Source organism: Streptomyces sp. GB4-14, from assembly GCF_022696125.1.
GTDB lineage: Bacteria > Actinomycetota > Actinomycetes > Streptomycetales > Streptomycetaceae > Streptomyces > Streptomyces werraensis.
This window is the reverse complement of sequence record NZ_RZHO01000002.1, coordinates 4,656,579-4,669,511: the sequence shown is the minus strand read 5'-3', so window position 1 is coordinate 4,669,511 and position 12,933 is coordinate 4,656,579. Positions and strand designations below refer to the sequence as shown.

General features: G+C 74.0%; 11 protein-coding genes. 5 read left to right on the top strand and 6 right to left on the bottom strand.

Annotated elements, in window-relative coordinates:
• Positions 1-67: 67 nt before the first annotated feature.
• A complete protein-coding gene (locus ELQ39_RS22590) occupies positions 68-739 on the bottom strand; it encodes a maleylpyruvate isomerase N-terminal domain-containing protein (RefSeq protein ID WP_242593650.1) in 672 nt (223 codons plus the stop codon).
• 210 nt (positions 740-949) lie between these two features.
• Here ELQ39_RS22590 and ELQ39_RS22585 point away from each other — a divergent pair, with 210 nt between their 5' ends.
• Positions 950-2,599 (top strand): hypothetical protein, encoded by a 1,650-nt coding sequence (locus ELQ39_RS22585; protein WP_242593648.1) that lies wholly within the window; start codon positions 950-952, stop codon positions 2,597-2,599.
• Here ELQ39_RS22585 and ELQ39_RS22580 read toward each other — a convergent pair.
• Entirely contained in the window at positions 2,553-4,622 is a 2,070-nt protein-coding gene (locus ELQ39_RS22580) for a bifunctional glycosyltransferase 87/phosphatase PAP2 family protein (RefSeq protein ID WP_242593646.1), read from the bottom strand. The genes ELQ39_RS22585 and ELQ39_RS22580 overlap by 47 nt on opposite strands.
• A 390-nt stretch (positions 4,623-5,012) precedes the next feature.
• Here ELQ39_RS22580 and ELQ39_RS22575 point away from each other — a divergent pair, with 390 nt between their 5' ends.
• Entirely contained in the window at positions 5,013-6,440 is a 1,428-nt protein-coding gene (locus ELQ39_RS22575) for an MFS transporter (RefSeq protein ID WP_337663022.1), read from the top strand.
• Between the two features lie 79 nt (positions 6,441-6,519).
• Positions 6,520-7,197: an O-methyltransferase gene (locus tag ELQ39_RS22570; RefSeq protein WP_190000410.1), complete on the top strand. Its 678-nt coding sequence runs from the start codon at positions 6,520-6,522 to the stop codon at positions 7,195-7,197.
• A 40-nt stretch (positions 7,198-7,237) separates the two neighbouring features.
• On the opposite strand, the gene ELQ39_RS22565 is transcribed toward ELQ39_RS22570, so the two are convergent.
• Positions 7,238-7,630 carry an FHA domain-containing protein gene (locus tag ELQ39_RS22565; protein WP_225627564.1) on the bottom strand — a complete coding sequence of 131 codons (393 nt, stop codon included), beginning with the start codon at positions 7,628-7,630 and terminating at the stop codon, positions 7,238-7,240.
• Between the two features lie 102 nt (positions 7,631-7,732).
• On the opposite strand from ELQ39_RS22565, the gene ELQ39_RS22560 reads away from it, so the two are divergent.
• Positions 7,733-8,182: a J-domain-containing protein gene (locus tag ELQ39_RS22560; protein ID WP_242593645.1), complete on the top strand. Its 450-nt coding sequence runs from the start codon at positions 7,733-7,735 to the stop codon at positions 8,180-8,182.
• On the opposite strand, the gene ELQ39_RS22555 is transcribed toward ELQ39_RS22560, so the two are convergent.
• Positions 8,171-8,965 (bottom strand): hypothetical protein, encoded by a 795-nt coding sequence (locus tag ELQ39_RS22555; protein WP_242593643.1) that lies wholly within the window; start codon positions 8,963-8,965, stop codon positions 8,171-8,173. The genes ELQ39_RS22560 and ELQ39_RS22555 overlap by 12 nt on opposite strands.
• A gap of 5 nt (positions 8,966-8,970) precedes the next feature.
• Positions 8,971-9,639: a hypothetical protein gene (locus ELQ39_RS22550; protein WP_242593641.1), complete on the bottom strand. Its 669-nt coding sequence runs from the start codon at positions 9,637-9,639 to the stop codon at positions 8,971-8,973.
• A gap of 165 nt (positions 9,640-9,804) precedes the next feature.
• Between ELQ39_RS22550 and ELQ39_RS22545 the strand changes: the two genes are divergently transcribed.
• Positions 9,805-10,299 (top strand): GNAT family N-acetyltransferase, encoded by a 495-nt coding sequence (locus ELQ39_RS22545; protein ID WP_242593640.1) that lies wholly within the window; start codon positions 9,805-9,807, stop codon positions 10,297-10,299.
• A 16-nt stretch (positions 10,300-10,315) separates the two neighbouring features.
• Here ELQ39_RS22545 and ELQ39_RS22540 read toward each other — a convergent pair whose 3' ends face one another.
• Entirely contained in the window at positions 10,316-12,406 is a 2,091-nt protein-coding gene (locus ELQ39_RS22540; protein ID WP_242593638.1) for an MDR family MFS transporter, read from the bottom strand.
• Between the last annotated feature and the right edge of the window lie 527 nt (positions 12,407-12,933).

The window sequence follows — 12,933 nt, the reverse complement described above, 5'->3', positions numbered from 1 at the left end:
AGCGAGCGTCACCCTGATACCGAAGGCGGCGGCCCCCTGATCCCCGGGGCCGCCGCCTTCGCCCGTCTCAGCCCAGGACCAGCGGCAGCCGCGCGGCGAGACCGCCCAGCGCGGCGGTCTCGTCGGCGGTGGGCGCACGGCGGCCCGTGCCGACCAGCAGCGCGTCGGTGTCGGACAGTTCCGCGGGGAACGACGCCCCCGCGATCCGCTCCAGCCCGGTGCGGGCGGCCGCCAGCGTCTGCACCGGGGGTCTCGGGGCGGACGGCAGGCGGGCGACGAGGTCCAGGTGGTGCAGGGTCCACTCCAGGACGTACGCGCGTAGGTAGTCGCCGGCGGTCAGCACCTTGTCCTTGGTGCTCACCAGGGCGGCGGGGTCGGCCAGTTCCGCGGCCCGCCCGGCCGCGGAACCTACGTCGTCCAGATGGAACCTCAGCAGCGCGGGATCACCGTACGCGGCGGCAAGACGCGGGATCAGCGCGTCCAGCGGGTCGTCGCCGGAGGGCGGCTCCACGAGGTCCCAGTACGTCGTCGCGTCCGCCGTGGGCGCGGAGTCGGCCGGGGTGACGAGCGTGATGAGCACGTCCTGCGCATCGATGACGAGATGGCAGACGAGATCCCGCACCAGCCAGCCCCGGCAGCCGGACGGCTGGTCGAAGTCCTCGTCGGCGACCTCGCCGACGGCAGCGAGAAGCGCGCTCCAACTGCGGGAGAAGTCACCGGTCACCATGTCGTGCGCCATGCTCCGGATCCTAGGGGCTTCAGATCTCCCCCACCGCCCGCGGCCACGCTCCGAAGTCCTCGGTCAGCTCGGGCGGGTTGGCGGCCTCGGCGGCGTGTACCTCCCGGCCGGAGCGGGCCAGGTCGATCACGGCGTCGCCGAAGTGCCGTCAACGACGGCGGACGGCACCCCCCTTGAGGAGTGAACGCGGGGGCCGAGTATGACGTCCTCATGATCGTGCCCTCTGCCGACCTCACCCTGCTCCGGCGGCCTGATCCGGCCACGGAGCGGAGCCAGCCCTTCCGTTCGTTCTGCCGACGTCGTCGCACACCGCTCCTGGCCACCCTGGCGGTGCTGCCGCTGTACGCGCTGTGGTGGGCGGTGCTGGCGACCGGCGGCGGCGACCTCGCCGCCCAGGACGCGTGGGCGGGGTTCGCGGGGCGGCACGGGTCGTCGGCGTACAACCTGTTCTGGTACGGCGGCATGCACACCGCCAACTACAGCCTGATATCGCCGTACCTGATGGCGGCCGTCGGGGTGCGAGCGCTCACCGTGGCGTCCGGGCTGGCCGCCACCTGGATCGCGGCGGTGCTGGTGGAGCGGGTGCTGCCGCGCCGGCCGCTCGCGCCCGCGCTGCTCGCCGCGCTCGGCCTGTGGGGCAACGTGGCCTCGGGGCGCACCACGTTCGCCCTCGGGGTCGCCCTCGGGCTGGCCGCATGTCTGTACCTCACGGAGCACACGGCCCAGCAGAAACGTCTCGCCCTCACCGGCGCCTACGCCGCGCTCGCCACCATGGCGTCCCCGGTCGCGGGGCTGTTCCTCGCCGTCGTCGGGGCGGGCCTCGTCCTGGTACGGCGGCCGGGCCCCGCCGTCGCCCTGCTCCTGCCGCCCGCTCTGGTGGTGGCCGCGACCAGCGTGCTCTTCCCCTTCCAGGGCGAGCAGTTGATGCCCGCCGGCCGCATATGGATACCCGCGTCACTCGGCCTCGCGGTCGCCGTGCTGTCCCCGCCGTCCTGGCGGGCCGCGCGGTGGAGCGGCGCCGTCTACGCGGCCGGGACCGTGCTGGTGTATCTGATCCCCTCCCCCATCGGCACGAACGTCGAGCGGTTCGCCGAGTACGCCGCCCCTGTCGCGCTGCTGGTGGCCCTCCTCGCGCAGCCCCGGCTGCGGCCGGTGCGCCGCGCCCTGCTCGTGGCGGCGCTGGTGTTCTCCGCCGGGTGGACCGTCAAGAAGACCGTCGACGACCTGAAGGTGTCCACGGACGTCCCCGCCTGGGCGGCGCAGACGGACGGCGTGGTGCGCGCCCTGGAGTCGCTCGGCGCCGACCGGACGCGGGTGGAGGCGGTGCCCGCCCGCAACCACCGGGAGGCGGTGGCGCTCGCCCCGCACGTCCACCTCGCGCGGGGCTGGAACCGGCAGCTCGACATGGAACGGGCCCGGCTGTTCTACGACGGCTCGTTCTCCGCCCGGACGTACCGGGCGTGGCTGGACCGGTGGGCGGTCGGGTTCGTGGTGCTGCACGACGGCAAGCCCGACGGGTACGCCGAGGAGGAGGCGCGGCTGCTGCGGGAGCGGCGGCCCGACTGGCTGGTGCCGGTCTGGCGGGACGCGCACTGGGAGGTGTTCCGGGTCCGGGACGCGGTGCCGCTGGTGTCCGCGCCGGGGTCGGTGGTGCGGACCTCCGGCGCGGAACTGGTGCTGCGGGCGGCGCGGCCCGGCACGATGACCGTGCGGATCGCGTACTCGCCGTGGCTGCGGGTGGACGGCGGCGGCTGCCTGTCCGCCGCGGGCGAGTTCACCCGGCTCACCGTGCCCGCGCCCGGCGAGTACCGGATCAGCTCGGAGTACGGTCCTTCTCCGGCACCGGCGGCCCGCTGCTGACCTCCTTCGCCCCGTCCTCCTCGGCCGCCGCCGTGACCGTGCGGGCCCGGGGTCCCTGGAACAGGTAGGTCAGGGCGAACCCGCCGCCGACGACCACCGCGCCGCCGGCCGCGTCCAGGATCCAGTGGTTGCCGGTGGCGACGATCGCGGCGGCCGTGAACAGCGGGTGCAGCAGTCCGAGGGCCTTCATCCACACCCTGGGCGCGATGACCGCGATCACCAGGCCGCACCACAGCGACCAGCCGAAGTGCAGCGAGGGCATCGCCGCGTACTGGTTGGTGAGCGCGGTGAGCGTGCCGTAGTCGGGCTTGGAGAAGTCCTGGACGCCGTGGACCGTGTCGATGATGCCGAGGTCCGGCATCAGGCGCGGCGGGGCCAGCGGGTACAGCCAGAAGCCGACCAGGGCGAGCAGGGTGGCGAAGCCGAGGGCGGAGCGCGCCCAGCGGTAGTGGACGGGGCGGCGCCAGTAGAGCAGGCCGAGCACGGTCAGCGGCACGACGAAGTGGAACGACGTGTAGTAGAAGTCGAAGAAGTTCCGCAGCCAGCCGACCTTCACCACGGCGTGGTTGACCGCGTGCTCGATGTCCAGGTGGAGCACGCGCTCCAGGTCGAGGATCTGCCGGCCGTGCTCCTCGGCGCGGGCGCGGCCCGCCTCGTTGCTGCCGCCGGTCGCGGCGAGGCGCACCTTGGCGTACCCGGCGTAGGTGACGCGGATGAGCAGCAGTTCCAGCAGCAGGTTGGGCCGGATCAGCACCCGCCGCAGGAACGGCAGCAGCGGCACGAACGCGAACCGGGCCGGCACGGGCGGGGCGTACGGCGTGGGCACCGGGTCGCGGAAGTACGGCGAGGTGCGGGCGAGGAACGGCACGGCGGTGGCGGCGGCCAGCGCGGCGAGCAGCACCACGTTGTCCCGCAGCGGGTGCAGGAACGCCATGTTCGGCAGCATCATCTTGGCCGGCAGCGTCATCACCAGCACGACGGCGACGGGCCACACCAGACGGTCGCGGGCGCGCGTGCCGACCCGGCCGACGACGGTGAGCAGCACCCACAGCAGCTGGTGCTGCCACGCGGTCGGGGACACCGCTATGGCGGCGCACCCGGTGATGCCGACGGCGAGGAGCAACTGGCCGTCGCGGGCGTAGTGGACGGCGCGCCTGAGGCCGAGGGTGACGACGGCGGCGCCCAGCAGCAGGAAGAGGGCGATCTCCAGCGGGCCCTCGAGGCCGAGGCGGAGCAGCGCGCCGTGCAGGGACTGGTTGGCGAGGGCGTCGGCGGGGCCGCCGAGCCCGACGCCCGCCAGGTGGTGCACCCAGTAGGCGGCGGAGTCCTGCGGCATCGCGGCCCAGGCGAGCGCGGTGGCCGAGGCGAAGGTGACGGCGGTCACGGTGGCGGCCTTGCGGCGGCCGGTGAGCCACAGCAGCGGCGCGAAGAGCAGCAGGGTCGGCTGGAGGGCCGCCGCGACGCCGACGAGCACGCCGCCGGCCCGCTGTCCGCGGGCGACGAAGCAGCCGAGCAGGACGAGCAACACCGGGATGATGCTGGTCTGGCCGAGCCAGAGGGTGTTGCGCACCGGCAGGGACACCATGAGCAGGCTGACCGCGACGGGCGCGGCGAGCAGCGCGGTGCGCCGGCCGACGGGCTGCGGCAGCGCGCGGGCGGCGATCAGCGCCAGCGCCACCACCAGCAGCAGGGTGCCGAAGGTCCAGCCCCAGCCGAGGGTCTGCTCGGCGGATCTGGTGAGCGGTTTGAGGACCAGCCCGCCGAACGGTGTGCCGGTGAACTCGGTGGAGTCGTAGAGGGAGCCGCTGACGTGCAGCACGCCGTCGGGGCCCACCCAGGTCTCCAGGTCGGTCAGGCGTTCACCGCTCGGGGTGGTGAGGACGAGGGCGACCTGGCGCACCGCGAGGACGGCTGCGAGCAGCCACAGTCCGAGGCGCGCCGCCCGCAGCCGCGCCCGGGTGCCGCCCACGGCCGTCGCGCCGAACGCCTCGGCCGCTCGCCCACTGTGTTCCGCATTCGCCACGCCTCGTCGGCCTCCCGCCCCGTTGTCGCCCCGCGCGTCCCGTGCGGGGGTGGTGCCGTGCGCGGCCCGCAGGGCGCGCACCCCTCGACAAGGACGCCGGACACCGCCGCTTCACCTGACGGCCCTCTCTCTTTTGTCCGGATGACGATAGTCCGCACGGGATGCGGTTGCCTCGGGGCGACGCGAGAAGGATCACAACCGGCCACCCACCGCGGAGATCGCCGGGGCGGAGGAGTGCCTGCACACGGCACATTTCCGTGCAGTATGCATCGATCTCCGTACCGTACGTAACGGGGGAAACGCCGCCTATCGTCGCTGGCTTCGGCCCGCCCGACAGTGCCGCCGCGCGGACCCGTCCCTGTTCCCGACGAAAGGCAGGCGAGCGAAGTCTTGTCGACTGCTCAGGTCGCCCATCACTCCGTCGCCCCCGGTCCCGCCGGCTCTCCCCGGGCCGGTGCGGCACAGGCACCCGACCTCTCCGCCGGTTCCCCGACGGTCACCGACCCCGCGCTGGTCAGGCGCGCCGTCAAGGCGGCCGCGCTCGGCAACGCCATGGAATGGTTCGACTTCGGTGTCTACAGCTACATCGCCGTCACCCTCGGCAAGGTCTTCTTCCCCACGGGGAACGCCACCGCCCAGCTGCTGTCCACGTTCGGCGCCTTCGCCGCGGCCTTCCTGGTCCGCCCGCTCGGCGGCATGGTCTTCGGCCCGCTCGGCGACCGCGTGGGCCGGCAGAAGATCCTCGCCCTCACGATGATCATGATGGCCGCGGGCACCTTCGCCATCGGCCTGATCCCGTCCTACGCCGCGATCGGCGTGGGCGCCCCGATCCTGCTGCTGGCCGCCCGCCTGGTGCAGGGCTTCTCCACCGGCGGCGAGTACGCCGGCGCCTCCACCTTCATCGCCGAGTACGCCCCCGACAAACGGCGCGGCTTCCTCGGCAGCTGGCTGGAGTTCGGCACGCTCGCCGGATACATCGGCGGCGCGGGCCTGGTCACCCTGATGACGGCCCTGCTGTCCACCGACGACCTGCTCTCCTGGGGCTGGCGCGTCCCGTTCCTGATCGCGGGCCCGATGGGCATCATCGGCCTCTACCTGCGCATGCGGCTGGAGGAGACCCCCGCCTTCGCGGCCGAGGTCGCCAAGGCCGAGACCGAGCGCCCCAAGGTGCCGCTGCGTGAGATGGTCACGGGCCAGTGGCGCGCGCTGCTGCTGTGCGTGGGCCTGGTGCTGGTCTTCAACGTCACCGATTACATGCTGCTGTCGTACATGCCGAGCTACCTCACCAGCGAGCTGGGCTACGACGCCACGCACGGCCTGGTCGTCGTCCTCGGCGTGATGGTGCTGATGATGGCCGTGCAGCCGTTCGTCGGCGCGCTGACCGACCGGGTCGGCCGCCGCCCGGTGATGGCGGCCGGCTGCGCGGGCTTCCTCGTGCTGTCCGTTCCCGCGCTGCTGCTGATCCGCGACGGCGGGCTGCTCGCGGTCGCCGCCGGCCTGGGCGCGCTCGGCCTGCTGCTGGTCTGCTTCACGGCCGCGATGCCGTCCGCGCTGCCCGCGCTGTTCCCCACCCGGGTCCGCTACGGCTCGCTGTCGATCGGCTTCAACGTCTCGGTGTCCCTGTTCGGCGGCACGACCCCGCTGGTGGTCACCGCGCTGATCGGCGCGACCGGCGACGTGATGATGCCCGCCTACTACATGATGGCGGCCGCCGTGGTCGGCGGGTTCGCGGTCTGGCGCATGGCCGAGTCGGCGGGCCGCCCGCTGCCCGGCTCGCCCCCGTCGCTCGAGCCCGGGACACACCCGGAAAAGGTCTGACAGCCCGGCACCGCGCCCCGTATCTTCGACAGCCGGTCCGGCCGGGCGGGTCCGGCCGGCGCGACGGAAGGCACCCTGTATGAGCGAGGCGCGGCTCTGGAACGCGGTGGACGACTACTTCACCGGGCGGCTGCTGGACGACGACCCGGACGAGGCCCTGGCGGCGGCACTGCGCGAGAGCGACGCCGCCGGCCTTCCGCCCATCGCCGTCTCACCCCTCCAGGGCAAGCTGCTGCGGCTCCTCGCCCGGCTGCAGGGCGCGCGGCGCGTCCTGGAGATCGGCACGCTCGGCGGCTACAGCACCATCTGGCTGGGCCGCGCGCTGCCCGCCGACGGGCGGCTGGTCACCCTGGAGTACGACCCCAGGCACGCCGAGGTCGCGCTCCGCAACATCGCCCGCGCCGGTCTCGCCGAACAGGTGGAGGTGCGCGTCGGCCCGGCGCTGGAGTCGCTGCCGAAGCTCGCGGACGAACAGCCGCCGCCGTTCGACCTGGTGTTCATCGACGCCGACAAGGCGAACAACGCGCACTACGTCGAGTGGGCGCTGCGCCTGACGGCCGCGGGCAGCCTGATCGTCCTCGACAACGTGGTGCGCGGCGGCCGGGTCGCCGACCCGGACAACACCGACCCGGACGTGGTGGGCACCCGCGCCGCCCTGGAGATGTTCGGCACCCATCCGCGGCTCGACGCCACGGCGGTCCAGACGGTCGGGGCCAAGGGCCACGACGGGTTCGCGCTGGCGCGCGTGGTGTCCTGAGCGGACGGGCGGCCGCGGGCGCCGGAAGGTCCCGACGGGCTCACACCTCGTGGTAGAAGCCCACGTTGACGCTGCGCGGGGCGGTGCGGTCCAGGATCACGACCTCGCCGCTGCCGCCCCGGGGCAGCGGCACGGTCCCGCCGTACGCGACCGGCCGGGCGTGCTCCCCGACGGTCAGCCGCACCTCCGAGGACGGCTCGGGCAGCGAGCCGCGCAGCCAGGTCAGCTGCCAGCTGCCGTCCTGCGCGCACTGGAACTCCAGGTGCACCCGGGACACGAACAGCCAGTCGTCCGGCGTCGCCAGCCGGCACACGGACGTGTCCCGCCCCACCCGCAGCACGGTGCCCGGCTCGCTGGGCGCGTCGGCCATCAGCATCCCGGCCGTGGCGCCCGATTCCGCCGCTGACACCGCGGCCATGGTGAGTTCGAGCACGTGCGCTCCTCCTGAGAGGTCCTGGGGCCGGGGCGGCCGGATCGGCTGCCCGCCGCCAGATGATAAAACGCCCGGCCGTACCGCGTCCGGCACAATGGGGTCATGACCGAGCGGAAGCCACCGGGCGTCGACTTCGAGAGCTGGGTCGACAAGCAGATCCGCGACGCCGACGCGCGCGGGGAGTTCGAGCGGCTCGAGGGCGCCGGCCGGCCGCTGCCGCCCGAGGTCGAGAGCACCTACGACGAACTGTGGTGGGTCAAGCGGAAGATGGCCCGCGAGGGCATGTCGGTGCTGCCGCCGACGCTGGCCCTGCGCAAGGAGGCCGAGGACGCGCTGGAGGCGGCCCTCGCGGCCCCCTCCGAGCGGATCGTGCGGAAGATCCTCGCGGAGATCAACGCGAAGATCAGCGACATGATGTTCAAGCCGCCGCCCGGCCCCCCGCTGGGCAAGAAGCCGTACGACGTCGAGGACGTCGTACGCCGGTGGCGGGAGCGCCGGGCGGCGTCGGACGGACGGGGCGGAACGGGCGGGCGGCGCGGCTCAGACACCTAGCAGGCGCTCCGCGAGTTCGCGGTAGTCCCGCAGCGCGAGCCGCAGTTGCTCGGTGTCGGCGGCCGGGGCGGCGTCGCCCTTCTTCGGGTCGCCGGAGGCGGGCGTCTTCCAGTGCTGTGTGAGGGTGTGGCGGCGCTCGGTGAGGGCGTCGTTGAGCCGCTCGATGACCTCGTGCAGGACGAGGTCGGCCTCCTCGACGGCATCCCGTGGCCGGTCCACGAACCCGGCGACGGCCTGCCGCAGCTGCGCGGAGAGACGGTCACAGGTGTCGTCGGCGAGGAGGCGGGAGTCGCGGGGTCCGGACGTCCCGTCCGGGCCGGGTGCGGTGGCGTGGCCGCCGGCGCCGTGGGTGTGAGTGCCGGTGCCGTGGGCGTCCGTGCCGGGCGTGTGGGCGCCGGCGCCGTCCGGGCCGGGTACGGAGGTGCGGTCGGCCGTGCCGGGCGTACCGGCGGAGGTGCGGTCGCCGGTCTGCGGGTGCGCCGCGACCAGCGGGCTCTCCGTGCCGGCGGAGCCGCTGCCGGAGCCGCGCGCGGCGCCCGTGCCTCCGACGGCGGAGGCCGCCTGTGTGCCGCCGGCGTCCCTCTCCCGGAAGCCGGCCGTGGAGTCCGCGCCCGCACGGCCGGCGGAGGGCTCCGCCCTGCGGGCGGCCTCCGCCTTGCGGCCGAGCGTGGCCGCCTCGTGACCGGGGTCCGCGGAGGCGGGGCCGGGCGCCGGGGCGTCCGGGCCGTTCGGGCCGTTCGGGATCCAGGTGTCCTGGGTGGTGCGACGGGGTGCCTCGGGCATGACGATCAGCTCTCCTTCGCCTGGCGGCGGTGCAGCAGCGACGGGGTGCGGTGACCGTCGCGACGGGTGGCGGGGGCGGCCGTACGCGCGCCTGCGGCGCCACGGTGTCCGCCGTCGTGGCGCGACGGCCGGACCAGTTCCTCGAACAGCGCCCGCGCCTCGACCATCGCCTCGCGCATCTCCTCCGTGCCGGCTGCGCCGTCGTGCGCGCCGTCCGGGTGGGCCTGCGCGACGCGGTGGACGCGGCGGTAGCCCTCGACGTGGTGGGCGTGGTGCACGGACAGCGCCGCGACCTGCTCCTCGTACTGGCCGCCGGCGGGGAAGCCCCGCGTGCCGGCGAGTTCGGCGATCAGGCGGTCGGCCTCGGCGACCGCCTCACGCGGCGCGTCGACGAACCGCTCCTGGGCGGCCGTCCAGCGCGCCTCGTAGCGCTCGCGCTCGGCCGGCTCCAGCGGCCGCACCTGGAGGGAGCCGTGGCGCTCCACGCGCTCGGACAGCTCCCGCTCGGCGGCCTTGGTGTCCCCGTCGTGCCGGGCGACGGCACGCTCGTACTCGGGTCCGAAGCGCCGCTTGAGGCTCGCGCCGTGTCGCGGGCCTCGTGCGCGCAGGGTCAGGACGGCCGCGACGGCGACCGCGACAATCACGATCAACGCAATGATCAGGCCAGTGGACATGAATGCCTTCCGGGGTTCTCGTCCCAACCGGCACTCCTCGCGAGCCGGTTCGCCCAACGGGTTGCCCGTTGCACCGCGCACAAACTGCGCGGCACAGACGCCGCGACCGCCGCCGGCGGCCAATTGGCTTGCGCCCGGCGCCGGTCGGGGGCACAGAATGCGGCCATGACCTGGACCGTCGCCCCGGAACCCCCCGACTCGCCCGCCGCCCTCGCGCTCTGGCGGGCGTACTACACGGAGGTCAGCGACCGCTGGTACCTGCTGCACGAGGGGCGCCGGACCGACCCGGACGAGCTGGAGCGGGAGATCGCCGCGCAGTCGGGCGCCGACCTCGCGCCGCCGCGCGGGCTGCTGCTGGTCGCGCGGTACGGGGGCGAGCCGGCGGGCAGCGCCGGGATCCGCCTGTCACCGCAGGGCACGGCCGCCGAGCTGACCCGGGTGTTCCTGTACGAGCGGATGCGCGGCCGGGGCGGAGCGGCGCTGCTGGTGCGCGCCGCGGAGGAGGCGGCGCGGGAGCGCGGCGCCCGCCGGATGATCCTGGACACCCGGAGCGACCTGGTCGAGGCGCGCACCCTGTACGCCCGCCTCGGGTACGCCGAGACCGAGCGGCACAACGACGACCCGTACGCGGAGCACTGGTTCGCCAAACAGCTCGTCTGAGGCCGGTCCGCGTGTCTCAGCGCGCCGGGGCGACCGCGCGGGCGCCCTGGGGGCGTTCGTCGCGGGAGCCGCACAGCTCGTCGTTGAGGTCGTGCACGAGCTGCACCAGGTCGGTCGGCCGGTCCGGCCCCCACCAGTCGCCCAGCAGCTCCGCCAGGGACTCCTCCCGCGCCCGTGCCAGCCGTTCGCCGACCTCGCGGCCCTCGTCGGTGAGCACCAGGTCGACGCCCCGGCGCACGGCGAGGTGCCGGCTCTCGACCTGCCGGGTGGCCTCCAGGACGACGTCCAGCGGGACGGGGTTGCGTTCGGCGAGCCGGGCCGGCTCCACCGAGCCGTGGCGGCGGATGCGCAGCAGCAGCCAGCTGGACGCGGGCAGCAGGTCGTAGCCCGCGCGGTCGGTGATCTTCCGGTAGATCTCCCGGCGCCCCTCGCGGGTGCCGAGCACCGACAGGGCGCGGCACACCTCGTCGTGCGAGGAGCGTTCCACCGGGTTGGGGGCGAGCGTCTCGGAGGCGTCGGGCGCGGTGACCGAGGCGCGCAGTGGGTCCTCCTTGAGGAACCAGGCCAGCGCGAAGCCCAGCAGCGCCACCGGCACGGCGTACAGGAAGACGTCGGTGATGGCGGTGGAGTAGGCGTCGAGCGCGGCGGGGCGCAGAGGAGGCGGCAGGGCGCCGATGCCGCGCGGGTCGGCCTCCAGCGTCTCGGGCGAGACGCCGAGCGGCAGGTCCACGCCGCGGAAGGCGGCGCTGAGCTGGTCGCCGAGCCGGCCGGCGAAGATCGCGCCGAACACGGCGACGCCGAACGAGGCGCCGATGGACCGGAAGAAGGTCGCCCCGGACGTGGCGACGCCGAGGTCCTCGTAGGGGACGGCGTTCTGCACGATCAGCACCAGGACCTGCATGACCAGACCGAGTCCCAGGCCGAAGACGAAGAAGAAGGCGCTCATCACCGCCGTCGAGCTCTGCGCGTCGAGCTGGTGGAGCAGCAGCAGTCCGACAGCGGTGACGGCGGTGCCCGCGATCGGGAACACCTTCCAGCGTCCGGTGCGGCTCACGATCTGCCCGGAGCCGGTGGAGGACAGCAGCATGCCGGCCACCATCGGCAGCATGTGCACCCCGGACAGGGTCGGGCTGATCCCGTGCACCACCTGGAGGAAGGTCGGCAGATAGGTCAGCGCGCCGAACATCGCGAACCCGACGATGAAGCTGATCACGGCGGACAGGGTGAAGGTCCGCACGCGGAACAGCTTCAGCGGCAGCACCGGTTCGGCGGCCCGGCGCTCCACCGCGACGAACGCGACGATCAGCACACCGCCCAGCACCGCGAGCCCGATGATCTGCCACGACGCCCAGGGCCAGGTGTTGCCGCCGAGGGAGGCGACCAGAACCAGGCAGGTGGCGACGGAGGCGATGAGCAGGGTGCCCAGGTAGTCGATGACGTGCTTGGTCGACCGGCGGGGGATGTGCAGCACGGTGGCGATGACGACGAGCGCGACGATCCCGACGGGCACGTTGACGTAGAACACCCAGCGCCAGCTCAGGTGTTGGGTGAAGAGCCCGCCGAGCAGCGGCCCGAGCACGCTCGTCGCGCCGAACACCGCCCCGAACAGGCCCTGGTAACGGCCGCGTTCCCGGGGCGGCACCAGGTCGCCGACGATCGCCATCGACAGCACGATCAGCCCGCCGCCGCCGAGTCCCTGCAGCGCGCGGAAGCCGATCAGCTGGGGCATGTCCTGCGCGGCCCCGCACAGGGCGGAGCCGACGAGGAAGATGACGATGGCGGTCTGGAAGAGGCGTTTGCGGCCGTACTGGTCGCCGAGCTTGCCCCACAGGGGGGTCGCGGCCGTGGACGCCAGCAGATACGCGGTGACCACCCAGGACAGGTGCTCAAGGCCGCCCAGTTCGCTGACGATGGTCGGCAGCGCGGTGGAGACGATGGTCTGGTCGAGGGCGGCCAGCAGCAGGCCCAGCAGCAGCGCGCCGATCGACAGCGCCACGCTGCCCGACACCTGCTCCGTGCCGGGTCCCCCCGAAGCCGCCGTACCGTCCGTGGGTGCGGGCCGCGTAGGTCCCGTTTCCGACGCCGAACGGTGCGCGTCCCCGGCCATGCGGACCTCCAGAGGTTCTCGTGACACCCTCCATCGTGATCGGTGTGACCGGTTATGGCCTGTCGAGTCCGGGCGGAACTCCGCATTCCGGGGGCGCGCGAACAAGGGTGTGAAGAAGATCTGCATAATCTCTGGAGTTCGCGAGGGGAGGGACGACACGTGGACCAGCCGAACGGGCACCCGTGCCCGGAATGCGGTGCGCCCAGGCACGCCGACCACACGCCGTCGTGCGCCTGCACCCGCCGCACGGCCGACGCCCTTCGCGACGCCCGCACGGCCGAGGCGGCGGCCGCGGAGGACTTCGATCCCCTGCGGATACGCCCGTACGTCGACCTGAACGGCACTAGCCCGGACGGGTTGCCGGAGGCAACGAAGGGGACGCCCCCGGCGCCGGGGACGCCTCGGGCGACGGCGCAGGGAGATGCGTCGCCGGGCGCGGCCGGTGCACCCGGGGCGCACCCCGGTGCCGCTGACCCCTCCGCGCCCGCGGGAGGCCCGGCGGCCCACGACGGGACGCCCGCGCCCGA